General features: G+C 67.8%; 12 protein-coding genes and 1 pseudogene. 4 read left to right on the top strand and 9 right to left on the bottom strand.

Annotation, left to right across the window (positions count from 1 at the left end):
* The first annotated feature begins 14 nt into the window (after nt 1-14).
* The 3 genes from ACP7DE_RS23720 (at nt 15) to ACP7DE_RS23730 (ending at nt 14,671) form a co-directional block, all read left to right on the top strand.
* Complete coding sequence (locus ACP7DE_RS23720) at nt 15-962, top strand: FecR family protein (RefSeq protein WP_426074388.1); 948 nt, start codon at nt 15-17, stop codon at nt 960-962.
* A 291-nt stretch (nt 963-1,253) separates the two neighbouring features.
* A complete protein-coding gene (locus ACP7DE_RS23725) occupies nt 1,254-14,069 on the top strand; it encodes a filamentous haemagglutinin family protein (protein ID WP_426074389.1) in 12,816 nt (4,271 codons plus the stop codon).
* A complete protein-coding gene (locus ACP7DE_RS23730; RefSeq protein WP_426074437.1) occupies nt 14,069-14,671 on the top strand; it encodes an RNA polymerase sigma factor in 603 nt (200 codons plus the stop codon). The genes ACP7DE_RS23725 and ACP7DE_RS23730 overlap by 1 nt, the downstream gene beginning before the upstream one ends.
* Before the next feature lie 110 nt (nt 14,672-14,781).
* Here ACP7DE_RS23730 and ACP7DE_RS23735 read toward each other — a convergent pair whose 3' ends face one another.
* The 3 genes from ACP7DE_RS23735 to ACP7DE_RS23745 all read right to left on the bottom strand — a co-directional run bounded on the left by ACP7DE_RS23735 (nt 14,782) and on the right by ACP7DE_RS23745 (nt 18,543).
* Complete coding sequence (locus tag ACP7DE_RS23735) at nt 14,782-15,627, bottom strand: universal stress protein (protein ID WP_426074390.1); 846 nt, start codon at nt 15,625-15,627, stop codon at nt 14,782-14,784.
* Between the two features lie 31 nt (nt 15,628-15,658).
* Nucleotides 15,659-17,476, bottom strand: coding sequence for a PHA/PHB synthase family protein (locus ACP7DE_RS23740; protein ID WP_426074391.1), 1,818 nt, complete (start codon nt 17,474-17,476; stop codon nt 15,659-15,661).
* A gap of 62 nt (nt 17,477-17,538) precedes the next feature.
* Nucleotides 17,539-18,543 (bottom strand): GGDEF domain-containing protein, encoded by a 1,005-nt coding sequence (locus ACP7DE_RS23745; RefSeq protein ID WP_426074392.1) that lies wholly within the window; start codon nt 18,541-18,543, stop codon nt 17,539-17,541.
* A gap of 391 nt (nt 18,544-18,934) precedes the next feature.
* Between ACP7DE_RS23745 and ACP7DE_RS23750 the strand changes: the two genes are divergently transcribed.
* Nucleotides 18,935-19,198: a hypothetical protein gene (locus ACP7DE_RS23750; RefSeq protein WP_426074393.1), complete on the top strand. Its 264-nt coding sequence runs from the start codon at nt 18,935-18,937 to the stop codon at nt 19,196-19,198.
* Here the strand turns inward: ACP7DE_RS23750 and ACP7DE_RS23755 are convergent.
* The 6 genes and pseudogenes from ACP7DE_RS23755 to ACP7DE_RS23780 all read right to left on the bottom strand — a co-directional run.
* A pseudogene (locus tag ACP7DE_RS23755) lies at nt 19,146-19,442 on the bottom strand (LysR substrate-binding domain-containing protein); the annotation flags it as partial. The gene ACP7DE_RS23750 and the pseudogene ACP7DE_RS23755 overlap by 53 nt on opposite strands.
* Nucleotides 19,443-19,463: 21 nt before the next feature.
* Nucleotides 19,464-20,750, bottom strand: coding sequence for a DUF445 domain-containing protein (locus ACP7DE_RS23760; protein WP_426074394.1), 1,287 nt, complete (start codon nt 20,748-20,750; stop codon nt 19,464-19,466).
* A gap of 77 nt (nt 20,751-20,827) precedes the next feature.
* Complete coding sequence (locus ACP7DE_RS23765) at nt 20,828-22,225, bottom strand: amino acid permease (RefSeq protein WP_426074395.1); 1,398 nt, start codon at nt 22,223-22,225, stop codon at nt 20,828-20,830.
* A gap of 208 nt (nt 22,226-22,433) precedes the next feature.
* Nucleotides 22,434-24,221, bottom strand: coding sequence for an MFS transporter (locus ACP7DE_RS23770; protein ID WP_426074396.1), 1,788 nt, complete (start codon nt 24,219-24,221; stop codon nt 22,434-22,436).
* A 38-nt stretch (nt 24,222-24,259) separates the two neighbouring features.
* Nucleotides 24,260-25,354, bottom strand: a complete 1,095-nt coding sequence (locus ACP7DE_RS23775; RefSeq protein ID WP_426074397.1) for an N-acetylglucosamine-6-phosphate deacetylase — start codon at nt 25,352-25,354, stop codon at nt 24,260-24,262.
* A gap of 3 nt (nt 25,355-25,357) precedes the next feature.
* Nucleotides 25,358-26,125: a DeoR family transcriptional regulator gene (locus ACP7DE_RS23780; protein WP_426074398.1), complete on the bottom strand. Its 768-nt coding sequence runs from the start codon at nt 26,123-26,125 to the stop codon at nt 25,358-25,360.
* Nucleotides 26,126-26,133 lie beyond the last annotated feature (8 nt).

The raw sequence follows: 26,133 nt of genomic DNA on the forward strand, positions 1-26,133 counted from the left end.
TACGATTCTTCATCATGACCCAACACAGCAACGACAGCGACGGCGATATCGAGGAACAGGCGAGGCAATGGCTGGTGCGCCTGCGGTCGGGCCGGGCGAGCGAGGCCGATGCGCAGGCGTTCGCCCGCTGGCGCGCGCAAAGTCCCGGCCATGCCCGGGCGGCGCGGGAACTGGGACAGCTGTGGCGCGGCCTGCGCATGGCGGCGCCCGCGGTGGCGCGCGAGCAAGCCATGCGCGCACCGTCGCGCGGCCGGCGCGCCTTCCTGGGCGGCGCGCTGGCCACGGGGGTGGCGCTGCTGGCCTTGCGTCCGCCGCTGGCCCTGTGGCCGTCCGTGGGCGAACTGGCCGCCGACTATCGCACGGGCACGGGCGAGCAGCGCCAACTGGCGCTGGCCGGCGGCGCACAAGTGCGCATGAATACGCAGACACGCCTGAACCTGCGCGGCGCGGATGAGGCCGCGTTCATCGAATTGCTGGCCGGTGAAGCGCAGATCGTGACGGGTGGCCGTGAGGCGTGTACCGTGCTGGCCGGCGGCGCACGGCTGCAGGCGCGCGCCGCCAGTTTCAACGTACGCTACCTTCCGGATGGTGACGTGGAATTGAGCTGCCTGGAAGGCCGGGTCGAAGTCGACCACCCGCAGCGGCGCACCACCTTGTCCGCGTCGCAGCAGTTGCGCTACGGCGCGGCCGTGCTGCGCCTGGCCGCGCCGGCCGATTCCCATGCCGTGCTGGCCTGGGGCCGCGGCCTGCTGCTGTTCAATGACACGCCGCTGGCGCAGGTCGTCGAGGAGCTCAACCGATACCGGCCCGGCAAGATCTTCCTGCAAAGCGAAGAGCTGGGCATGCGCCGCGTCCAGGCGCAGTTTTCCATCGATAAGCTCGATGTCGCCCTGGCGCTGATCCGCGACCTGTACGGCGCCCGACTCACCTACTTGCCTGGCAATCTGGTCTTGCTCAGCTAGGCCCTGTCACACGCGCGCGCATCAAGCCGGGCGTGGACCCACAGTATCTCACCTTCAACTATGGGAACGCTACCAGCGTTGTCTTCAATCGTGTTTCTGGAAAACGCATGTGCCCGGGGTCGCTTCGCCAGCGCAAGCCCGGGTACTTCGGCAGCTCATGGCTGGCCGGGTACGGTGCCAAAAAATAAATGCGGGTTAGGCGGGCACCATGCGTCCCAGTCATGAGCAGCGCATTTTCAGCGCGCCTTCCCTGACCAACCAGCACGTTTATTTTTCCAGGAAATCATTGCCATGACCATGTTTCACACTGCCCGGCGCAAGACCATGACACAGACGCTGCGCGTGCCCGCGCCGCAAGCGGCCATGCGGCTTACGCCACTCGCCTATGCCGTGGCCGTGCTGCTGGCGGCGGGTGGCACGGTGCAGCAGGCGCAGGCGCAGCAAGCGTTCAGCGGCGCCTGGTTTGCCGGCAAGGGTGCGACGCAGGCGACAGTGGTGCAAACGGGGCGGCAGCCTGGCGGCGTGCTGCTGGCCGGACGGCCGGCGGCGCCCGGCCAGCAGGCTGGCGAGCAGTTGCAGCGTTCGCTCAACAACCTGAATCTGGCCGCGCGCGCCATCGCTGCGCAGCAGGCGGCGCAGGCACAGGCGCGCCAGGCAGCGGCCGGTGCGCCCGGCGCGCCCGATGGCCTGGTGAATGGCGGCCTGAAGATCGATGCCAACAGCCTGACGGCTGGCTGGCTCAACGCCCAGGCGCCCGTGCAGACGGTACAGGGAGGCAAGACGACGGTGCTGGTGCGGCAGACGGCCGACAAGGCCATCCTGAACTGGGAAACGTTGAATGTCGGCAAGGATACGATCTTGTCCTTCCAGCAGCAGAAGGACTGGGCCGTGCTGAACCGGGTCAATGATCCGCTGGCGCGTCCCAGCCAGATCCAGGGCCGCATCGAGGGCGACGGCACGGTGCTGCTGGTCAACCGCAACGGCATCGTCTTCCATGGCGCCAGCCAGGTCGATACGCGCAACCTGGTAGCTGCCGCAGCCGGCATCGGCGACGCGCAGTTCCGCGAGCGCGGCATTTACAGCAATGGCAGCGCGCCATCGATCAGCGATGCACTGGGCAAGGTCGATGTGCTGCGCGGCGCGCGCCTTGCCACGCGCGCGCCCGCCAATTCCACCGAGGGCGGCGGTTATGTGCTGCTGGCGGGCGCCGAGGTGCATAACGGCGGCGAGATCCTGGCGCCGAAGGGACAAGCACTGCTGGCCGCTGGCGACAGCTTCGTCATCCGCAAGGGCGTGGGCACGGATGGCAATGCGCTGTCCACCACGCGTGGCAATGAGGTCGTGCCCCGGTCCGGCGTGGCGGGTGCGACAGGCAAGGTCGCCAATTCGGGGCTGATCCAGGCGCGCGAAGGCGATGTGACCCTGGCCGGGCGCGAGGTGCGCCAGGATGGCGTGCTGCTGGCCAGCACCAGCGTCAATGCGCGCGGCACGGTGCACCTGCAGGCACTGGGCGAGCAGGCCGCCGTGGTGTTGGGACAGGGTGCCACGACAGCCGTCTTGATCGAGGAAGATGCGAGGAATACGGCGCTCGACAGCCAGCGCGATGGCTTGCGCGTCCCGGCCGTGGCCGGCGCCGAGTCCATGCTGCCGCTGGCGGACCGGCGCGACCAGTCGCGCATCGCCATCGACAGCGCCGGCACGGTGGATTTCCAGGGCGCGTCGCTGACGCTGGCCACAGGTGGGCAGATCAGCGTCAATGCGGCCGGCCGCAGCCTGGTGCGCGATGGCGCGCGGATCGACGTAGCGGGCGCGGCCGGGGTCAGGCTGGCCATGGAAAGCAACAACGTCAAGGTCAACGTGCAGGGCAACGAACAGCGCGACGCACCAGGCAACCGCGATGGCAAGGGGCTCAATAGCAGTGATATCTGGCTGGACAGGCGCAGCTTGGTGTTTGTTCCCAAGGGAACGAACGGCTATGACAGCGACCGCTGGTACACGGCGGGCGGCTTGCTCGAGGTGGGTGGCTACCTGGGCATGCAGGGACACACGGTGGGAGAATGGATGGCGCAGGGCGGCACGCTCAGTTTTGGCGGCAAGGACGTCGTCACGCAGGCCGGTTCCAGCATCAATCTGTCGGGTGGCACCTTGCGGGTGGAAGGCGGCGCGATCCGCCAGACCTGGCTGAATGGGGCCGACGGCCGCCAGTACGAAGCATCGCGCGCGCCCGGCGACCTGCTGTACACGGGCCTGTACCGGGGCTTTGAAGAGTTGCACGCGCGCTGGGGCGAGTCCGCCACGGCCTCCTACCGCAGTCCGTTGATCGCGCCGCTCCAGCGGCTGGAAAACGGGTATACGGTGGGGCGCGATGCCGGCAGCCTGGTGATTGGCACGCAGGCGGCCGTGCTGGAAGGGCTGATCGACGCCAGCGCCGTCCAGGGTCCGGGCCAGCAGCAGGCGGCGCAGGCCGGTGTCGATGGCTACCATCAGTCGCACAAGGCCGCCGCCACACGCGGCCAGCTGATCGTCGGCCGCTCCGTGCCCATGTTCGAAAAGAGCACCGGCCTGACGTACGACAGCCTGGGTGCCGTCATGCGCGAGGTGCAACTGGCCGGCGGCGCGGACGATATCGCTGCGGGCCTGGACCTGGGCACGCTGCTGCCAACGTCGCGCCAGGGGCGCCTGGTGCTCGATACGGCACGCCTGAATGGCTTCGAACTGGGCGCCATCCGCATTGCCGCCACGGACACGATCGCCGTCAATGGCGCCGTGCGGGTGGCCGACGGCGGCAACGTGACCCTGTACGGCAGCGACGTGGCGGTCAATGCCGACGTGACGGCGCACGCGGGCGGCATCCAGATCGGCAATATCCTGCGGCAGGCTGTCAACGGCCGCATCGAGGACAGCGTGCTGAAGGCGCCGCCCGGCGGCAAGGCCGGCGTGCAGGTGGCCGGCGGCGTGACGCTGGACGCGAGCGGCTTGTGGAGCAAACCCTTGCAGGAGGAGGCCTTGCCTGGCGCCAAGCTGGCATACCGGCATGGCGGCAGTGTTTCCCTGCGCAGCAGCGGCGACGTGCTGCTGCGCCAGGACAGCCGCATCGATGTGCGCTCGGGCGCGGCGCAGTTGGCTGGCGGTGCGGTACGCGGCGGCAAGGGCGGCAACGTGACGCTGGAAACGCGCATGCAGGGTAGCGACCGCGCGGCCAGCCTGGGTTTCGATGGCGCGCTGCTGGGCCAGGGCATGGAGGGCGGTGGCACGCTGCAGGTGCGCGCGGCGAAGGTGTTGATCGGCGGAGCGGCGCAGGCGGCGGCCGACACGCTGCAGCTCGACAGCGGCTTTTTTGACAAGGGTTTTTCCCGCTACGATATCGGCGGCAACGGCGGCTTGACGGTGGCCGACGGCGCGCAGGTCGCGGTGACGATGCCGCTGCTGCGCCTGGCCGGGCAGGAGGTGGAAGCGTGGTTGTCGCCGGTATACCGCGAAGACGCGAGGAAGGGCGTGCTGACGCAGCGCCTCGGCGCCAGCTTGCGGCTGCAGGCAGGTGTGGCGGAGGTCTCCGGCGGCGCGGACATGGCCAGCGTCCAGGCGCGTATCGGCCGCGGCGCCATGCTGGAAGTCGATCCTGGCCAGTCGATCACGGTCGCCAGCATCGGCCAGCTGACGCTCGATGGCCGCCTGAATGCCTGGGGCGGCAAGATCGTGCTGGAAGGCATGGCGGGCGATGTGCAGGCGGCCGAGGTGGCCAACGGCGCCGGGCATGGTCGCTCGATCTGGATCGGTGACGGGGCCGTGCTGGACGTGGCGGCGCGCGCCGCCACGGCCGTCGATGCACGCGGCCAGCGCTATGGCCTGGTGCGCGACGGCGGCAGCATCGTGGTGGGCGGCACGCTCGACCATGCCACGGGCAAGGCCGATGCGGCGCACCTGTTCGTGGCCGTGCGCGAAGGCGCGCTGCTTGACGCTTCCGGCACGCAGGCACAGCTCGACGTGGCGGGCCTGGGCGCCACGCAAGTGGCCAGCCGTGGCGGCAGCATCGCGCTGGCGTCGAACAACGGCCTGTACCTTGACGGCCTGATGAAAGCCGGCGCGGGTGGCGCCGGCGCGGCCGGCGGCACGCTCGCTCTGGCGCTGGAAACGCCGCTGTACCGCGATACAGCGGGCGCGCGCTTGCGCCAGGCGCGCGAATTCATGCTGCGCCAGCAGCCGGCCGGAGGCACGCTGGCCGGCACGCAGCCGGAACAGGCGGCCGCGCAGTTCGTGTATGGCCACGCGGCGCTGGCCGCCTCGCAGGTGGCCGCTGGCGGCTTCGGCAACCTGTCCATCCTCAGCAACGGCATGCTCGGCTTCGATGGCGACCTGTCCCTGTCGCTGGGCCAGAGTCTGCATCTGTACGCGCCCACCCTGGTACTGGCCGACGGCGCGGCGGCGGCCACGCGCGTGCTGCTGGCGGCACCGTACATGCGCCTGGCAGGCATCGGCGCCGTCGGCACGGGCGACGGCCAGATACGTCCCACGCTGACGGGCGGCGTATCGACGCAAGCGGCCGTGGGTAGCCTGCGCCTGGAAGCACAGCAGCTGCTCGATGTGCGCGACGTGCTGACGACGGGTGCGCACGGCGGCAAGGAGCGCGCGCAAGGACTGCCGATGGTGCTTGACCGGCGTGCCTTCGACAGCGTGGAACTGGCCAGTCATGGCGACTTGCGTTTCTTGGGCGCCACCGTCAGCGGCCAGAATACCGTCCTGAACACGCCGGCCGACCTGTTGCTGACGGCGGCCCGCATTTATCCGGCAACGGGCGCCAGCGCCATCGTGCGGGCCGGCTACCTGGGCGGGGGCAGCGATTATGCGCAGCAGCGCCTGCTGCGCATAGGCCGCGCCGGCACGGATGGTGCAGCGCCGCCGCTGCCGCCATCTTCCGCTTTCGGCGCGCTGACCCTGGGCGCCGCCGCGATCGAGCAGGGCGGCGTGTTGCTGGCCCCGCTGGGCAGCATCGTGCTGGGTGTCAGTACGGGCGCCAGCATGTCGGACACGCGTTCTTTGCGCTTCCTGCCGGACAGCGTGACGTCGGTCAGCGGCGCCGGCCTGATGCTGCCGTATGGCGGCACGGCCGATGGCGTCAGCTGGCGCTACGATGGCCAGGATGTCAGCCTGCTGGGCGCGGGCGGCACCTATGGCACGACGGCCAATCTGAAGGTGGGGCTGGCGATGAAGAGCCGCGCGGTCGACGTGCAGCCGGGCGCCGTGCTCGATCTGTCGGGCGGCGGCCAGTTGCTGGGCGCCGCCTTCGTGGCCGGCCGTGGCGGTTCCACCGATGCGCGCTACCATCCGCTGGTGCAGACGCGGGCCAACGGCGGCTTCATCCTGCCTGAACTGGCCAGCAATCCCGTGTACGCGATCGTGCCGGGTGCGCAAGCGCCGGTGGCCCCCGCCGATGGCGAGCGCGGCGCCAGTGTGCCCGTGCCGGGCCAGCAGGTGACGATAGGCGCCGGCGTGCCCGGTTTGCCGGCCGGCAGCTACACCTTGCTGCCGTCGACCTACGCCTTGCTGCCGGGCGCCTTCCGCGTCGAAATCAATGGCCAGGCCGGCATCGCGCCGGCCGCGCCGAATGCCATGCGCAACGGCTCCTGGGCCGCCAGCGGCCGCCTGTCCGTGGCCGGCACGGGCATCGGTGACGCCCTGTCGCGACAGATGATCGTGACGCCGGCGAGCGTGTTGCGCAGTTATTCGCAGTACCGGGAAACCAGCTATGCCGATTTCGTGCGCGCCGACGCGGCCAGGCTGGATGTACCGCGCGCCATGCTGGAAGCGGATGCGCGGACCATGCTGGTCCAGTTGATGCCAGGCAATGGCGACGCCATCGATTTCCATTTCCAGGGCCAGGCCCGCTTTCAGCCCGCCGACAAGGGACATGGCGGCACGCTGGCCTTCCCGATGGACGGAGGGCATCTGGAAGTGCTGGCGGCCGGCGGCCAGACCAGCGCCGACATGGGCACCGTATCGCTGCGCGCCGCTGACGTCAACGCCGTGGGCGCGGCGCGCCTGTCGCTGGGCAGCTTGCCCGTGGTGCGCTACGGCCAGGGCGGCAACCTGCTCGACTTCTCCAGTGGCGGGGCCGCCGGCGCCATCACCGTGCGTGACGGGGCGTCGCTGTCGGCAGCCGAAGTATTGCTCATCGCTAACTCAACAGTGGCAAACCAGGGCGCCGGTATCAAGGTCGAGCAGGGGGCGGCCATCAGCACGCTGGGGCGCGGCAAGTCCGCCTTCGATGCCGACGACGGCTTCGTCTACCAACCCGGCTACCGCGGCGTGCTGGCCGTGTCCAACGGCCGCCTGCAGATGCTGGCGCCGGAATACAATAGCGTGGGCACGCCGGCCAGCATCCGCATCGGCACTTGCGCGCAGGCAGCTTGTGCGGGAGTCACGTCGCTGTATTCGGAAGGCTCGATCGCCTTTGCCACCAGCAGTGCCTTCGAGCTTGGCGACGCCGTGCGCTACGGCACGCGTCACCTGACCCTGGCGGTCGGCGGCATCAATGTGGGCAGTGCGCAGGCGCTCGATGCGGCCGCCGCGCGCGGCGCCCTGCCGCCGGGACTGACCTTGAACCAGGAGGTCCTGGACCGCTTGCTGCGCGGCGATGCAGGCACGGGCGCGCCGGCCTTGCAGACCTTGTCGCTGACGGCCGCCCAGTCGCTCAATTTCTACGGCGACACGACCCTGAGCACCATGGATGCCAGCGGCAAGTCGCTGCTGGACAAGTTGTCGCTGACGACGCCGGCCATGTATGGCGGCGGCAAGGCGGGCGAGGCGGCGCGCATCGTCACCGATACCCTCGTCTGGAATGGCGGCACGGCCGGCCCGGCAGCGCTGCCCGGCGCCGTGCTGGCCGGCGGCGCCGGCACGGGCAGCGGCACGCTGGACGTACGTGCGCGGCGCATCGAGTTCGGCTATGGCCCCGACACGCGCCCGGACACGTTGGCCGACGCGCAGCGCCTGATCCTGGGTTTCGCCGACGTCAGGCTCAATGCCAGCGAGCGCATCACGGCCAACCACAAGGGCAGCCTGGCCGTGCACCAGTCGCAGGGCGCCTATGCGACGGGCAAGGGCTACGCGTACGCAGGCGGCGATCTGTACCTGAACACGCCGCTGCTGACGGGACAAGCCGGTTCCGTCAACCGCATCACGGCAGGCGGGGCGCTCAATATTGCGGGAGCGGGAGCGGGAGTGGGACCGGGCGGACCGGCGGCGCTTGCCGGCAGCGAGGCGCTGGGCGCGGAGTTGCTGTTGGCGGGCAATAGCGTGACGCTGGATACGGCCGTGGTGTTGCCTAGTGGTAAACTGACCCTGGCCGCCACGGGCGACGTGCGCCTGCTTGACGGCGCGCAGCTGGACCTGGCGGGGCGCAAGGTCAGCATCCACGATGCGGACAAGTACGGCTGGGGCGGCGAGGTGATATTGACCAGCCGCAGCGGCAATATCGCGCAGACCGCCGCTGCCGGCATCGATGTGTCGGCCCGCAACAACCAGGGCGGCAAGGTGCAAGCCATCGCCCTCGATGCGGCCGCAGGCAAGGTCGACCTGCTGGGCCGGCTGCTGGGCGGCGCCAGCGGCCGCTATGACGCGGGTGGCACCGTCTTGCCCTACAAGGGCGGCGCCGTGGAGATCCGCGCGCAGGATGTGGGCGATTTCGCGGCCCTGAACCGGCGCCTGAATGACGGCAAGGTCGACGGCGAACGCAGTTTCCAGATCAAGCGGGGGGATTTGACCATCGGCGACGAGATCAGGGCGGGCAGCGTCAATGTTTCGCTCGACAATGGCCGCCTGACGGTGGCGGGCGCCATCGACGCCAGCGGCGAGCGCGTGGGCGTCATCCGCCTGGCGGGCAAGCATGGCGTGACGCTGGCCGGCACGGCCGTGCTCGATGCGCATGGCAGCGTGCTGCGCGTCGATAGCTATGGCAAGATCATCGACGCGCCGAACCGGGCGTTGATCGAAATCAATGCGGGCGATGGCGTGCTGGCCCTGGACAGCGGCGCGCGGCTTGATTTGCGCCACGGCACGGCCGCCGGCGGCGCGGGCAAGGGCCGGCATGACGGCCAGGCGCGCGGCACGCTGGACTTGCACGCGGCGCGCCTGGGCAGCGCCGGTGGCGCCACCGACGCCGACGCGGCCACGCACGGCGACATCGCCATCGCGGCCGGGGCAGGCTTGCGCATCGATGGCACGCGCGATATCGCCGTGCACGGCACGGCGCGTTACGGCGATGCGCCACAAGGCGTGTTCAAGGATGCCAATGGCCAGGTCGTGCCGGGCCCGGACGGCTTGCCGCAGGCGGACCTGGCGGCGGGCGGACGGCCGTACCAGTTCATCGACCAGGCTTACCTCGATAGCAAGCATGAGGACAGCACGGACTTCATGGCGGCGGCGCTGGCCAACGCCAATTTGCTGGGAAACAAGCTGGCAGGCTTGCGGACGGCCGCGCATGCCGAGGCGCTGCATGTGCGGCCCGGCGTGGAAATCGTCACGCAGGGCGACCTGGTGGTCAGCGGCGACGTCGACCTGTCCGCGCACCGCTATGCGGGCCTGAACGCGAAGACGCCAAAAACCGCCGTGGCCGGCTCGGGCGAACCGGGCAGCCTGGTGTTGCGCGCGGGCGGCAATCTCGACATCTTTGGCAGCATCAACGACGGTTTTGCGCCACCGCCCGCCACGCCGGACGACAAGGGCTGGGTGCTGACGCCGGGCCGCCAGGCCTACGGCGGCGACGTGGTGGTGCCGGGCCATGGCGTGGTGCTGGCCGAGGGCACGTTGTTTCCTGCCGGCAAGGTCTTGAATTATGCCCTGCCCATCCAGTCGGCGACGCTGGCCGTGGGCACCGTGCTGCCGGTGGCGGCCAGCCTGGCAGCGGCGCTGGAAGTGCCGGTCGATACGGTGCTGCGCGCGGACGTGCGCGACAGCGCCGGCCGCCTGCTGCATGCGGCCGGCACGCTGGTCGCGGGCCAGCCGCTGCTGCTGCCGAAAGGCACGCAGCTGGGCGCCGGTTCGCAGCTGCCCGGGACGGCCGCGCTGGAAGGCCTGACCTGGCCGGCCGGCGTGCCCCTGCCTGGCCTGGCGCAGTTTGACAACTACCTCAAGCCGAACGGGGTCTTGCTGGCCGGTGCGCTGGCCTTGCGCGTGGGTGCGCTGATCCCCGCCGATACCCGCGTCAAGCTGCCGGGCGGCGCCCTGAGCGTGCCGCTGCGCGCCATCACGGGTGGCGTGCAGGGCCGTAACTGGGCGGTGGCGCCCATGCTGCCGGAAGGCTCGCTGTCGTGGTCGATGCGGCTCGTGTCCGGCGCCGATACCAGCGCGGCCGACACGCGCAGCATCCGGCCCGTGCTGGCGGGCGACTTGCGGCTGGCCGACAGCCATTACGCGCTGTATGAAACGTATGATCGGAAAATCATCCCGGGCACGCCGGCGCGACCGGGCGGTGCCTGGTTCTGGAATGCGTTCGGGGGCGAACTACTGGGGTACGAGCCAGGCACGCCGGTAGCGCCAGATCTTGAAGTCTGGTGCGAAGAGGGCGCCTGCGACCGCCACAACTATGCCTGGAGCGACAGCGCCAGCCTGTATGATCCCACCTGGCTGGCCGGCAAGCCGGTGCCGCTGGCTGTGGAAGGACAGTGCGACACGGAGATTTGCATCCCGCTGGGCAAGGCGATTCCCGGCACCCCGGACCGGGTGGAAATCGGCGCGCTGAAAAGCGTGACGCCTGCGACCCAGCATTTCAGCGTGCTGCGCACCGGGACGGGCGACCTGGACCTGATCGCGGCCGGCAACGTCAGTACCCTGTCGCCATATGGCATCTATACGGCGGGCACCTCCACCGCCAGCCTGGGCAATGCCGCCTACAATCAGGCGCGCGGGCGCGCCGGCGACGGCGCGACGGTGCTGGGCAGCGGCGGCGCCGCGTATGAATCCCTGGTCGATGGCGGCGCGGCCAGCCCCTATGCGGCCTGGTACCCCGACCATGGCGGCAATGTGCTGTTGCGCGCGGGCGGCAACCTGACGGGCGACATCGTCAGTGCGTTCGGCGTTGCGCGCCAGGAAGACTTGCGCCGGCAGGCGGCCAGCGCCAACGTGGGCAACTGGCTGTGGCGCCAGGGCACGGGCGGCACGGCCGGCGTCGACCCCATGCCCGCCAGCTGGTGGATCAATTTTGGCACGTATATCAAGGAAGCCGGTGGCGCGAGCGTCTTGCAGCCCGACCAGCCGATTATCGACAAGCTGCCCATGCTGGTGGGCTTCACGGGCATGGGCACGCTGGGCGGCGGCAACCTGAGCGTCGATGTGGGCGGCCATGCGGGCATGCAGGCGCGGCGCGGCTCGGCCGATGGCGACCAGTCGCCGCGCAGCGAAGGACTGGTGCTGGCCGTGGCCGGCACGGGCCGGGTCGGCGCCGACGGCGGCATGCTGCTGACGGGCGGCGGCGACATGGACGTGCGCATCGGTGGCGACCTCAATCCCGGCCTGCAGGCCAGGGCGGCCGTCAACAACGGTTTTGGCATGCAGCCGGGCGCGGCGACGGATTACCAGAACCAGAACCTGAACCTGAACGGCGTATTGAGCAATCTGCGCGGCGCCCTGGCCCTGCAGACGGGCAGCCTGGGCGGCGTCGCCTTCAATTATGGCGGCATGCCGCAGCAGCACGACAGCAAGGAGCAGCGCGCCTACGATCCCTACGGCGCCACGCTGGGCACGGCCACCGGTGGCGCGACGCTGATGCTGGGCGATGCGGCGGCGCGCGTGTCCACGCGGGGCAACCTGGTGCTGGCCGGCACGGGCGACCCGGGCCGCGTGAAGACAGCCCATTCGTCCGCGTTCACGGCCAATGGCAAGGCCTATGCGCAGGGCGGTTATGGCTGGTTTTCGCTGTGGACGGACGGCACGGCGATCGACTTGTTCTCCGCCGGCGGCAGCCTGGCGCCGAGCGTGCAGCTGGGCGACGTCAATTCGGGCAGGACGCCGGCCAGCCAGGGCAACCATGCCGATTCGGACGGGCGTTTCCTGTTCCCTTCGCAGCTGGGAGCGGTGGCCGCCAATGGCAGCATCTTCCTGGGCAAGTCGGCGCTGGGCGGAAACGACTATTATGCGCCCGGCTATTCCATGCTGCTGGCGCCATCGGCCAACGGCCGGCTCGACTTGCTGGCGGGCGATTCGCTGTATGCCAGCGGCTATGCCGTGAGCCGCTCGGGCGCCGCCGCATCGAGCCTGCCGACGCCGGTTCATCCCGCCTTCGCCGGCTATCAGCAGCCGGCCACCTACGTGGCGGGCAATGGCGGCGTTGACGGCATCGAATCGTCATTGGCGCGCTTTCCCCTGTTCGCGTTTGGCAGCCCCAGCGCCGCGCCGCTGGGCGACGCCGCCGGCACGCCGTCGCGTCTGTACGCGGGCAAAGGCGATATCGTCGGCTTGCGCAGCGGTGAAATCCTGGCGTTTGCCGCTGGCCAGCGGGCCGGACAGACGTGGTACGAGGGTGTCGCGCCCGTATGGATGAGGGCCGGGCGCGACATCGTCAACTCCGGCACGCAGCCGGGCCAGCCGACGGCGCTGCCGAATGCCATCGCCAATACCCGCGAGAACCCGTATGGCAATGGCGGCAGCACGGGCAACCTGTTCGTGCATGAGCGCGCCACGGACGTGTCCATCGTGGCGGCCGGCCGCGACATCCTGCATAGCAGCTTCAACGTGGCCGGTCCCGGCACGCTGGAATTGACGGCGGGGCGCCATATCCGCATGGAAGAGCAGGGGGCGCTGGTCAGCCTGGGCGCCGTGCTTGCCGGCGATAAACGCCCCGGCGCCGGCATCGTGCTGCAGGCGGGGCTGGGCGAAGCCGGCGTCAATGGCGTCAATGGCGTCGATTTCGCCGCCTTCGCGCAGCGCTACCTGGACCCGGCCAACCTGGCCCAGCCTGGCGTGCCATTGGCACAACAGGCGGACAAGGTCGCCAAGACCTATGCGCTGGAGCTGGCCGCCTGGCTGGCGGCGCGCGAGGGTTTCGCCGGCACGCCGCAACAGGCGAGCACGCGTTTTTCCGCCTTGCCGGCCGAGCAGCAGCGGATCTTCGCGCGCCAGGTCTTCTTCGATGAATTGAAGGCGGGCGGGCGCGAGTACAACGATGCGCAAGGTCCGCGTTTCGGCAGCTACCTGCGCGGCCGCAACGCCATTGCGGCGCTGTTCCCCGCGCAGGATGCGCACGGCGCGCGCATCCGCTATCAGGGCGATATCAGCATGTATGGCCCGTCCGGTGTCAACACCCTGTTTGGCGGCGATATCAGCATGCTCGCGCCGGGCGGCAAGCAGGTATTCGGCACGGAGGGCCAGGCGCCGCTCGCGGTGCCGCGCCTGGTGCCCGGCGTGCTCACGCAGGGTGCGGGCGATATCGCGCTGTACGCCCAGGACAGCATGCTGCTGGGCCAAAGCCGCATCATGACGACCTTCGGCGGCGCCATCCTGGGCTGGTCGGCGCTGGGCGATATCAATGCGGGGCGCGGTTCGAAGTCGACCATCGTCTACACGCCGCCCAAGCGCGTGTATGACCAATGGGGTAATGTGACGCTGGCGTCCGACGTGCCGAGCACGGGCGCCGGCATCGCCACGCTGGCGCCGATTCCGGAAGTGCCTGCCGGCGATATCGACCTGATCGCTCCCCTGGGCACCATCGACGCGGGCGAGGCGGGCATCCGCGTCTCTGGCAATATCAACCTGGCGGCGCTGCAGGTGCTGAACGCGGCGAACATCCAGGTGCAGGGGAAATCGAGTGGCATGCCGGTGCTTGCTGCCGTGAATGTGGCCGCCCTGAGCAACGCCAGTGCGGCGGCGTCGCAGGCGACGGGCGCGGCGCAGGAAGCGCTGCAGCGCGAGCGGGCGGCGGCGCGCGGCAGCTTGCCATCGATCTTTTCCGTGCGCGTGCTGGGCTTTGGCAACGAGCCGATCGAGGACGGCGAGAAGCGTGGCAAGGCGGCCAGCTACCGGCCGGATAGCCCCGTCGCCATCCTGGGCCTCGGCGGTACGGGTGCCACTCAGCGCGCCCACCTGACGCACCAGGAGCAGCAGGAGCTGGACCTGTGATGGCCAGCGTGGAAGCGTTGTCGCCGTGCCTGCAAGCGTACTTGGCCACGCACTACGTGCGTCTGCACCGGCGCCTGACGCGCTACCTGGGCTGCGCGGAGCTGGCCAGTGACAGCCTGCACGACGCCTGGCTGCGCCTGGCGGGCAAGCCGGCACCGCCCGCCTGCAGCATGGATGCCTACGTCTGCCGCGTGGCGTGTAACCTGGCCATGGACCGGCTGCGCCAGGCGCGGCCCTGGCAATACGCGGAAGGCGCCGAAGCAGTGCTGGAACAGTTGGCAGATGGCGCGGCGGGACCGGCCACGCTGGCCGAAGTGCGTTCCGAGCTGGCCGCCGTCGACCGGGCGGTGGCGTGCCTGCCGCGGCGCCACCGCCAGGTGCTGTTCGGCTTGCGCCTGGAGGACGCCACGCGCGACGAGGTGGCCGCGCGCCACGGCATTTCGCTGCGCAATGTCGACACTTTGCTACGTCAGGCGCTCGATCACTGCGCCGCGCAGACGGGACAGACCGTCTTCGGCGGCATCAGTACGGCGCGCCGGGCTTTGCGGACGGCGCGGGCTGGTTTCCAGCCGGGACCGCCATCGTTTGCTGTTATCAGATAACCATCATGGCACGCCACCCGTCTACAGCATGCGCTGGAAAACCCCGTCCTTGTCCGGCAGCAGATGCTTGAGGCCGGCAAGGGCGTGCAGGACGAGGCAGCTTGATGCTGTCAGTGCGACACCAGTACCGGCAAGGTCATCTCCTGCAACACCGTGCGCGTGACGCCACCCAGCAGCGCTTCGCGCAGGCGCATGTGGCCGTAGCAGCCCATCACGACCAGGTCGCATTGGCGCTGCGTCGCCATGGCCAGCAGGGCCGCGCCCACGTCCTGGCCCGGCGGAGTGTCGTGCTGCAGCACTTCGACGTTGACGCCGTGGCGCGCCAGGTACAGGGCCAGGTCGGCACCCGGCTGCTCGCCGTGCGCGGCCGGCTGGGCGTGCGAATTGACGACGGCCAGGGTCACCTGCTGCGCGCGTTGCAGCAGCGGCAGCGCATCGGTGATGGCGCGCAGCGCTTCGGCGCTGCCGTTCCAGGCCAGCAGCGGATGCTGCGCGTTGCCCGCTAGCGCAGCGGACGGCGCATGCGGCACCATCAGCACGGGCCTGCCGCAATGGAGCATCAGGTATTCGGGCGTGCCGGCGATGACGCGCGACGGCGTATCCTGCGCGTCGGTCTGACCGAGAATCAGCAAGTCGCAATAGCGCGCCTGCAGCAGCAGCGCGCCTTGCGCGTCGTCGTCGACGAAGCGCGTTTCGTAGGTGCCCAGACCTTCTTCACGGGCGATGCGCTCGAAGTCGTGCAAGGCTACGCTGGCCTGGGTGCGTAGCGCCTGCATCTGCGCCGGCGCGAATTGCAGCGCGTTGACGCCGCCGCCATACGCATAGCGCGAGATGCCGCTCATGGCCGAGCCGATCAGGTGGGCGCCTTCTGCAATGGCCAGGCGCACGGCCAGGCGGATGCGCTGGGCACAGTGGTGGGAATTGTCTACGTGGACCAGCAGGGTAGTGTAGGGCATGGCGTTTTCCTCGGTTGTCGGAAGTCGGTTGTCAAGTCTGTAGCACGTAGTCGCCCGGCGCGTCGGCCAGGCCAGGGGGCATGGCCGGAGGCGCCACCTGCGCGCCCGAGCGCTCTGCCAGCCAGGCTTGCCAGGCGGGCCACCACGAACCGTCGTGGCGCGGCACGTCGCGCTGCCAGCTGTCCGCGTCGATATACGGCGCGTCGTGACGGTGCGTGGCCAGCTGGTAGCTGCGGCGTGCCTGGCCCGGCGGCGAGACCACACCCGCGTTGTGGCCGCCCGAGGTGAGCAGGAAGGTGACGTCTGTGTCGGTCAGCAGTTGCAGCTTGTAGACGGAGCGCCATGGCGCCACGTGGTCCGTCAGCGTGCCCACGGCAAAGATGGGCGCGTCGATGTCGGGCAGGGCGATGTGCCGGCCTGCCGTGCGGTAGCGCCCTTCGGCCAGGTCGTTGTGCAGGAACAAACGGCGCAGGTATTCCGCGTGCATGCGGCAAGGCATGCGCGTGGCGTCCGCATTCCAGGCCATCAGGTCGCTGTCCCGCTCGTCTTCGCCCAGCAGGTAATGGCGCAGCCGGCGCGACCAGATCAGGTCGTTCGAACGCAGCAGCTGGAAGGCGCCCGCCATCTGCTTCGTATCGAGGTAGCCCTGCTTCCACATGGCAGCTTCCAGGAAGCTCACCTGGCTCTCGTCGATGAACAGCGACAGTTCGCCCGGTTCTTTGAAGTCCACCTGTGAAGCGAGCATGGTGAGGCTGGCCAAACGCGCATCGCTGTCGCGCGCCATGCTTGCGGCGGCAATCGCCAGCAGGGTGCCGCCCAGGCAGTAGCCGGCCGCGTGCACCTGCGGCGCGCCCGTGATGCGCGCAACGGCGTCGAGCGCGTCCATCACGCCCAGCTGGCGGTAGTCTTCCAGCGACAGCTCGCGGTCTTCTTCGAGCGGATTTTTCCATGAAATCATGAACACCGTGTGGCCCTGGTCCACCAGGTAGCCCACCAGCGAATTGTGCGGCGACAGGTCGAGTATGTAGTACTTCATGATCCACGCCGGCACGAACAGCAGCGGCGTGGCGTGCACTGTCGCAGTCGTCGGCGCGTATTGCAGCAACTCGATCAGGTCATTGCGGTAGACCACCTTGCCGGGCGTGACGGCCACCTTGTCGCCTGCCTTGTAGCTGCGCTGGTCGGGTGCATATGCTCCCATGGCGGCGTGGCGCCAGTCGTCGGCCAGGTGCTGCGCGCCGTTCGCCAGGTTGGCGCCGCCGCTTGCCAAGGTTGCCTGCCGCACCACGGGATTGGTCAGCATGAAGTTCGACGGCGCCAGCATGTCGAGCCACTGGCGCACGGTGAATGTGACGACATCCTCGTGGTGCGGCGAGACGCCGCGCACGCCCGTGGTGGCGCGGTGCCACCATTGCTGCTGCAGCAAGAAGCCCTGGTAGATGAGGTTGTACGGCCAGCGCTGCCACGCCGGGTCCTCGAAGCGCCGGTCCTGCGGCAGCGGTGCGATGCACGCTGGCTCGCTGGCGCTGCCGGCCCGGGCCGGCTGCAGCGCAGATTGCAGTGCAAATTGTTGCCAGCGCCCGATTTTCTTCCACGCTTCCTGCAGCAGGGTTTGCTGCTTCGATGGTGCCAGCGCCAGGTGGCTGAGCCAGTCGGTATAGGCGTTGCCCAGCGCGGCCGGCGAAATGCCGCCCGTAAACTTGCCCATCCAGGCGTTCAGCAGCAGGTCCAGCGTGGCGCCTTCCGGTGCGTTTTCCGGATAGTCGGGCGCCGGCGTGCCTTGCCAAGCGCTGCCCTGGCGCTCATGTTCAATTTGTCGCTCCACATTGCTCGGCTGCGTCTTGCTCATCCAGGACTCCCGTCATTTTTTTACAGGATAGCAAGAGCTTGTTCAAAAAATTATGATCTACATCAAGTTTGCCAGGATGCATGCAGCGTGCGGCTTGCCGCCTGGATGGCCGCGCCCGTTTCCTGCATGAATAGCTGCTGCTGATTTGACACACATGTTGCTCTATCAGCTTCCTCGACGCGGTTGCGGCCATTCTTCTTGGCCTGGTACAGCGCGGTATCGGCCAGTTCGAAGCCGGCGTTCCAGTCGCCGTCTGCCGGTAGCGGCGCCAGGCCGATGCTGATCGTCGCCGTGATGGGCGTCTGCTCGAAGTCGACGCACGTTGCGGCCACGGCAAGGCGGATGCGTTCGGCCACCTGGCGCGCCATGGCCATGTCCGTATGGGGGAACAGCAGGCCGAATTCCTCGCCGCCCACGCGGGCGACGATATCGGATGCCCGCGCTTGGGACTGGAGCACGGCCGCGATGGCTTGCAGCACGGCGTCGCCGGCGGCGTGGCCGTGCTGGTCATTGACCTTCTTGAAGAAATCGATGTCGGCGATGCCGATGGTCATCGGACTGCCCGCGCGCCGGGCCTGCGCTGCCGCACGCGCGGCGTCGATCTCGAAGGCGCGGCGGTTGGGCAGGCGGGTCAGGGAGTCGCTCAGGGCGCTGCGCTGCAGTTGCTTCCAGCGGGCCGCATTCTGCTGTTCCATGGCAAGTTCGTGGCGCTGGTCGATGAAAAAGGCCCCCATGTAGTTCTCATCGTCCAGCTTGCCCAGATCCATGGCCTTGAGCACGATGGGCAGCATCGAACCATCGCGGTGGCGCATGGCGAAATGGCGCTTGTGCCCGAGTACCGTGGACTTCTTTTCACCGGCCAGATAAGCGCCGATCTGCGCGCCATGCTGTTCGCGCACGGCGTCCGGCAGCAGCGCTTCGAGCTGCCGGTCCGTCAGGCTGTCCGAGGCATAGCCGCTCAGCGCGTACATGGCGTCGTTCGCATAGCGGATGCGCGAGCCGGCATCGATGATGATGGCGGCGTCATCGGCGGCGTCGAGCAGGCGCAAGGCCAGGATTTTGTTCATGTGCTTGTCTCCTATAAAGAAGGCAGAGATGTCGGGCGACCGAAGCAAGGAGAGCTGCTGTATCGCCTTGATTTTTCCTTGAAAACCATCATACATTAAATAAAAATGATTTAAACAAATATTATGATTTTAATGATTTAATTTAGTTTTCCTGCGCTGGGAAATGTAAGTCTTGACGGGAGCGGCAGCGTGTTGTAGGCATCTTCACTCTCGGGTAAGGCAATTTTTCCGCCATGCTGCTTACCTATTGATAGAGGAAACTATTTTTTTGTGGATTTATTTATTGTATTTGGTAAATTTATGCGGCAAAATAGAATGCATGCAGATCGGCATGCGAAGGCACGCCCGGCCTGACATGCCAGGCTGGTCACTGTGGATGGAGGAGACGGACATGCTTACGAAAATACCGGCAAGGGGTAGCGAAGCGGTGTACAAGGACCAGCGGCCGTCCGGCAGCGCGCGCCATCCGCAAGGGCCGGGTGCGGGCGTGTTCCGCTCACCCGTGCGGCGTCTGAAGGCGATCGCCTACCTGGCTCTGTTATTGGCTGTAATACCGGCCGTGACTTGCATCGCCATGGGACGCGCCGGCGTGCCGATGTTGTTCAGCACCGTGTGCGGCGTGGTGTCGTGCGCGGACGGAGATGGGGCGCTTTAGCCGCCTGCGCCTCTTCGCAGACCCATGCCATGAATGCCTGATCTGCAGGGCGCGTGGCCGTGTCGGGCCGCGCCGCCAGGTAACAGGCAAAGCGCGCGGGCCAGGGCAAGTCCAGCACATGCACCAGGCGCCCGGCGGCGATTTCCTCCTGCGCGTACAGCTGCGGCACAAGGGCCAGGCCCTGGCCCGGCTCGGCTGCGCGGATCAACAGAAAATCATCTTCGAAGGCGGAGCCGCGCAGCGCTGGTGACGATGGCTTGCAGGCTTAAAACGCATGGCTGACGGCGTAGATCAGCAAACCGGCCAGGCCGCCCACGATGGTGCCGTTGATGCGGATGAATTGCAGGTCGCGCCCGATGGCCAGTTCGATGCGCTCGCTCATTTCGTCCTTGCTCCACAGGTCCAGCCGGCCGGCGATGAAGGTGCCCACTTCGCCCCGGTAGCGGCGCACCAGCGAGCCGCTGCCGGCGACGATGGCATCGTTCAGCCATTCCCGTGCATGTTGGTCCGTGCCGAGCACCTGGCCTGTGTTGCGCGCCAGGCTGGCGATCGCTTGTGCCAGCACGGGCTGGTCCGCGTGCAGGTCGGCCAGCAGGCGCGTGCGGATGTGGTTCCAGACGTCGCCCAGCATGGCTTGCAGCGTATCGCTGGCGATCAGCTGCAACTGGTAGCGGCGCACGGTATCCTGCCAGTGCGGGTCGGCCTTCAGGTGCAAGGCGCTGTCGGCGATCCAGCCGGCGATGCGCTGGCGCAGCGGGTGGGCCGGGTCGATGCGCACGGCGAGGGCAAACTTTTGCAGCGAGGCGATCATGCGCGGCTCGTACGCTTTCACGGCTTTTTTCACCAGCGCGTTCTCGATCTGGAAGGCGCCCAGCACGAAGTCGCCGATGGCGGCGTGGTGTGCCTCGTCGTCCAGGTAGGCGGCGCTGCGGTCGAGCAGGAAGTCCAGCAGTTCCTGCGGCTTGCCGTCGGCGATCAGCGCATCGATGCAGTCGGCCGCCACGTCCGACAGATTCAGTTGGCCCAGGTAGTTGCTGGCCTGTACACGCAACAGGCGGCCCAGTTTGTCGTGATCGGCCATCGCCAGCAGCTGTTTCACCACGCCGGCGCTGGCCATGCCCAGCTGCTGCGCGTGGACCTCGTCACTGAGCCAGGCGCCCAGGCGCGCGGCAGGATCGGCTTGCACGATGCGTTCGGCGATGCCTTGCTCGGTAATGAAATGGTTTTCCACGAAGGCGCCCAGGCTGCGGCCGATGTCCGCCTTGCTGTTAGGGATGATGGCCGTATGCCACAAGGGAATGCCCAGCGGGTGGCGGAACAGGGCGACGACGGCGAACCAGTCGGCTATCGCCCCCACCATAGCCGCTTCGGCGAATGCTTCGACATAGCCCCAGGCGGGATGGCCGCCCCGCTGCGAGCGGGCCACGGCGAAGACCAGCGCGGCCAGCAGCAGCAGGCCGGCGGCCAGCAGCTGCATGTTGCGCAGGCGCGCGCGCTTGAGCTGGTCCGTGCTCTGGTCCAGCTGTGCGATGAGGTCGGGGGAACGTTGCATGGATGGCGGCCTGCGTTGCTTGCGAGACCGCCATCTTAACCGCGGCAGCGACAGAATATGTCGCTGCATTGGACTTTTTACTGCGGCGGGTGCAGCAGCGAACGCCGGCGCGCGTAGCCGAAGTAGATGACCAGGCCGATCACCAGCCAGATGGTAAAGGCCATCCAGGTGACCCAGCTGAGGAAGGTCATCAGGCCCACGCACAGGATCACGGCCAGCGCCGGCACATACGGCACGCCGGGGCAGCGGAAGGCGCGCGGCAGGTCGGGACGCTTCTTGCGCAGCACCACCACGGCGACGGAGACCATGGTGAAGGCGGCCAGGGTGCCAATATTGATCAGCTCGGCGAGGATGTTGAGTGGGATCACGGCGGCGATCAGGCCAAACACGATGCCGACCAGCCAGGTGGCGAAGAACGGCGTATGGAAGCGTGGATGCACGGTCGACAGGCGTTTTGGCAGCAAGCCGTCGCGCGACATGGCGAAGATGATGCGCGTCTGGCCGAAGGCCATCACCAGGATCACGGTGGTCATGCCGAGGATGGCGCCCAGGTCGACGAAGCCGGCGATCCAGTTTTCACCCGCGTATTGCAGGGCCAGCGAGACGGGATGGTCGACGCCGAGGAATTTTTGATACGGCACGATGCCCGTCATGATGGCTGACACCACCACGTACAGCACGGCGCACACGGCCAAGGAGCCGATAATGCCGATTGGCAAGTCGCGCGACGGCTTCTTGACTTCCTCGGCGGCCGAGGTCACGGCGTCGAAGCCGATGAAGGCGAAGAACACGAGGGCGGCGGCGCTCAGCATGCCATGGTAGCCGAACGGCATGTAGGGCTGCCAGTTGGCCGGCTGCACGTGGCGCGCGCCGAAAATGATGAACAGCAGCACCACGCCCACTTTGATGGCCACCATGATGTTGTTCAGGCGCGCCGATTCGCGCACGCCCCAGCCCAGCATGGCCGTCAGCAGCAGCATGATGACCAGGGCCGGCAGGTTGATGAAGGTCGTTACGCCCGGCAGGGCGCCCGGGGCGGCCGTCAGGGCCGCAGGCAGGGTAATGCCAAAGCCCGACAGCAGCGACTGGAAGTAGCCGGACCAGCCGACGGAGACGGCGGCCGCGGCCAGGCCGTATTCGAGCAGCAAGTCCCAGCCTATCATCCAGGCGGCCAGCTCGCCCAGGGTGGCATAGCTGTAGGTGTAGATGGAGCCGGCCACCGGCACGGTGGAGGCGAATTCCGCATAGCACAGGGCGGCGAAGCAGCAGGCGACAGCGGCCACGACAAACGATAACGACAGGGCGGGGCCGGCCGTCAGCGCACCCGTGCCGGTGAGCACGAAAATGCCGGTGCCGACGATGGCGCCTATGCCCATGAGGACAAGGTCGAAGGGCCCCAGCACCTTGGCCAGTCCTCCCGGCTTCTTGCTGTGGGCAATCATGTCATCCAAATTCTTGGTTCTAAATAAGCTCACTGTGTCTCCTGGTAGTTTTTGTCATGGCGCCATTGCCGCCTCGTGAGTAGCACGACGCAGCCAGATTCTAGCCCAGGCGGCCAAGATTCCAGAAGGAAAACTGTACTTTGCCGTGTGCGCCAGCCTGCAAGCTTGCCTTGCAGGCAAAAAAACAGCCCCGGATGTGGCCGGGGCTGGAAAGGAGACTGCTACAAATGGTTACTTTGGCTTACTTAGCGAAATGCGCTTCAATTTCTTCCAGCGTCTTGCCCTTCGTCTCTGGCAATAAAAACGCGGCCGCCAGGAAGTACAGCACGGTGCAGCCGGCGCCGAAGAAGAACAGCGTCGAATAGCCGTGCAAGCCCACGGTCGGCAGGAAGATGGCGGCGATCACCGTCGAGACGAACTGGTTCACCAGCAGGGCGATGCTCATGCCGTTCGAGCGTATGCGTGTCGGCATCAGCTCGGACAGGGCCAGCCACACGCACACGCCCGGTCCCACGGCAAAGCTGGAAACAAACACGCAGATGGCAATCGCCACCAGCCAGCCATGCGTGGACGACGGCACGGGACCCAGGCTGGCCTTTTCGATGCGCAGCGGCGCCTCGCGCCCGGCGGCCGGGTCGGCGAACGGATTCAGGTGCAGCTTGCGGAAGAAGACGCCAATCACGCTGTCGGCCTGCACGGCGTCTTCGCGGGCGATTGACACTTGGCGCAGCACGGGATCGTCGCTGCGCAAGCTTTTCACGTTGGTGAACGGGCCGTAGGCGTAGGCGATGGTCAGTTGTTGCGGCGTGCCGTCGGCCGCCGCGCCCAGGGCTTGCAGGGTGGCGGTGTCCAGGTGCAGGGTCAGGCCGTCCGCCTGTACCTGAGTGGCGATGGCGGGGCGCACGTCGGCCAGGTGCGCTTCGGCGCCGCGGAATAGCAAGCCGGCCGCCAGCAGCGAGATGACGATGCCGCCCGTGCCCAGCATCAGCAGGAATTTGCGGCCCTTGCGGTCCACCAGCAGCACGGCCACCACCGTCATCACGGCATTCAGTACCTTCAGCAGCACGTCCGCCATGTTGGCCGAGGCGCCCGACAAGCCCGCCTGATTGAGGATGTTGACGACATACGCAAGGATGGAATTGATGCCCGTCGCCTGCGTGCAGGCCAGGATCAGGCAAGCCAGCAGGAAGGGCAGCACGTAGCGGCGGCTCAGCAGCGGATCCCTGGCCTTGCCACTCGCCTTTGCCGCGTTCTCTGGCGTGTCTTGCATCTCGCGCAATTCCAGCTCGGCGGCTGCGGGCAGGCGCGTGCGCAGCAGGGACTGGCGCGCCTGCCCGATGCGGCCCCGTTGCGCCAGCCAGCGCGGCGATTCGGCCAGCAGCAGGGCGCCGACGGTAAATACCAGGCCCGGCGTCAAACAGACCCAGAAGATGCTGCGCCAGGCGTGGTCCTTGGCCGTGAAGATGGCGGCGATGCGGCCCGCTTCCGGCAAGGCTTGCGCCGCTTGCGTTGCCGTATCCACCGTCTGCGCCTGCAGCAGGCCGATCAGGGCGGCCGCCACCAGGCCGATGGTCAGCAGCAGCTGGAACAGGGCCGCGCCCCGTCCCCGCTGTTGCGCGGGCAGGCATTCGGCCAGGTACAGGGGCACGACGACGCCGATCAAGCCGCCGCTGATGCCTTGCAGCAGGCGGCCCAGCAGCAACGGCGTGTAGCCGTCGGCCAGCGCGATCAGCGGAATGCTGGCGCTGAACAGGGCGCCGGCCAGGAACATCACCCAGCGCCGGCCCAGCAGGTCGGCCAGGGCGCCGGCGAACAGCGAAGACAGGACGGAACCCAAGAGCACGGCGGCGACGATAAAGCTCAGCTGCTGGGCTGTCAGTTTCCAGGCCACCGAGGCCGTCGATTCCAGGTAAGGCAGGGCGCCGGCGATGATGCCGATGTCTATGCCGTACAGCAATCCCCCCATGCCGGCAATAAATAGCAGGTAGCGCATGGCCCACACAGGGGCCTTGTGTGACGTGTCGTGCATGAAAACTCCGGGACGGGGTTGAGGTTGGGGGAGGTGGTCTAGCGGGTGGAAAGATCGATGGCCGCGCCTTCGACGAAGACGGACACTGGCTGCAAGTTGGCATCGAGGACGACGATGTCGGCCCAGGCGCCGGGCGCCAAACGGCCCCGTTCGGATTCGCCCAGGTAGTCGGCGGGATACAGCGACAAACGGTTCGAGGCGTCGGCCAGGTCCAGGCCCAGGTCGACGAAATTGCGCAGCGCCTGGTCCATGGTCAGCACGCTGCCGGCCAAAGAGCCTGTGGCCAGGCGCACGCAGCCCAGGCATTTGTACACGCGCTGCGTGCCCAGGCCGTATTCGCCGTCCGGCATGCCGGTGGCCGAAGTGGCATCCGTCACGCCGTACAGGCGCGGAATGGCGCGCAGGGCGGCGCGCAGGGCGCCCTTGGCCACGTGCTGCAGGTCGGGGATGATTTCCGCGTATTCGGCATGCGCCAGCGCCGCGCCCACCATGCCGGGGTCGTAGTGCGTCATGCCCGTCATGCCGTTGTACAGGTGGGTGAAGCCGGAGACGCCCGCCTTCAGGGCCGCGACACCTTCGTCATACGTGCCGGCGCTGTGGCCGATCTGCACGCGGATGCCCAGCGCCGTCAGTTGCGGGATCAGTGCCAAATGGCCGGGGATTTCCGGTGCCATGGTGAGTACCTTGATGGGGGCGATGGCGTGAAAGCGCTGCACCAGCGCCAGACTGGCTTGTACCACGTCGGGCGGCTGCGCGCCCAGGCGGTGCAGGTTCAGGAATGGTCCTTCCAGGTGCACGCCCAGCATGCGCGCGCCGTTGGCCGGGCGCTCGGCGATGACGCCGGCCAGGCCTTGCAGGGCGCGCAGGATCGAGGGTTCCTTGGCCGTCAGGGTGGTGCCCAGCACGGCCGTGGTGCCGTGGCGCGCATGCACCTGCGCCACGGTGGCGCCCGCGTCACCGCCTTCCATGATGTCGACGCCGGCCGCGCCGTGCACGTGCAGGTCGATAAAACCGGGCAAAATGGTCAGCGCGCTGTCGGCGGCAGGGTCTTCTTGTATCTGGACGATACGCTGATCAAAAGTGATGGTGCCCGTGATCCAGCCAGATGGGGTAAGGATTCTGCCGCTCAGCATGTGTTATTCCGCTATAAAAAGTTCGATGCCCAGCTTTTGCAGCCCTTCGCGGTATTCCTGGCTGATGCTGGCATCGGTGATGACGGTATCGACGCGGTCCAGCTGCACGATGCGGTGCAGGCTGACGCGGCCGAACTTGGAGGCGTCCGTGAGGACGATGATTTTCTTGGCCCGTTCCACCATCTTGTGGTTCAAGCTCGCTTCCGCTTCGTGGTGGGTGGTCACGCCAAATTGCAGGTCGAAGCCGTCCACGCCCAAAAACAGTTTGTCGAAGCTGTACGCTTGCAGACAGGTTTCGGCCTGGCTGCCCTGGATCGACAGCGACTGCTTGCGCAGCAAGCCGCCCGTCAGAATCAGGTCCACGCCGGGAGCGTCGGCCAGTTCCCATGCGATGTTGAGGCCATTCGTGGCCACCGTCACGCCGGTCGCATCGCGCAAATGGCGCGCCAGCGAGATGGTGGTGGTGCCCGAGTCGATGATGATGTTGTCGCCCGGTTCCACCAGCCGCGCCGCGAAGGCGCCGATGCGCTCCTTCTGCTCGTGGTTGATGGCATCTTTCTGGCGTATCGTGTGTTCAAGCGGCGGCGTGCGCGTCAGCGTCGCGCCGCCGTGGCTGCGCGTGGCCATGCCTTGCGCTTCCAGCGCATTCAAGTCGCTGCGGATGGTGACCGCGGACACGCCGAGCTTTTCCACCAGATCGGTCACTTGCACCGAGCCGTGCTGGGCAAGCATTTGGAGGATGGATTCACGGCGTTGGCTGGTATTTCGCATGGTGGCGG

Source organism: Janthinobacterium sp. DSP2-3-3, assembly GCF_049897325.1.
GTDB lineage: Bacteria > Pseudomonadota > Gammaproteobacteria > Burkholderiales > Burkholderiaceae_D > Janthinobacterium.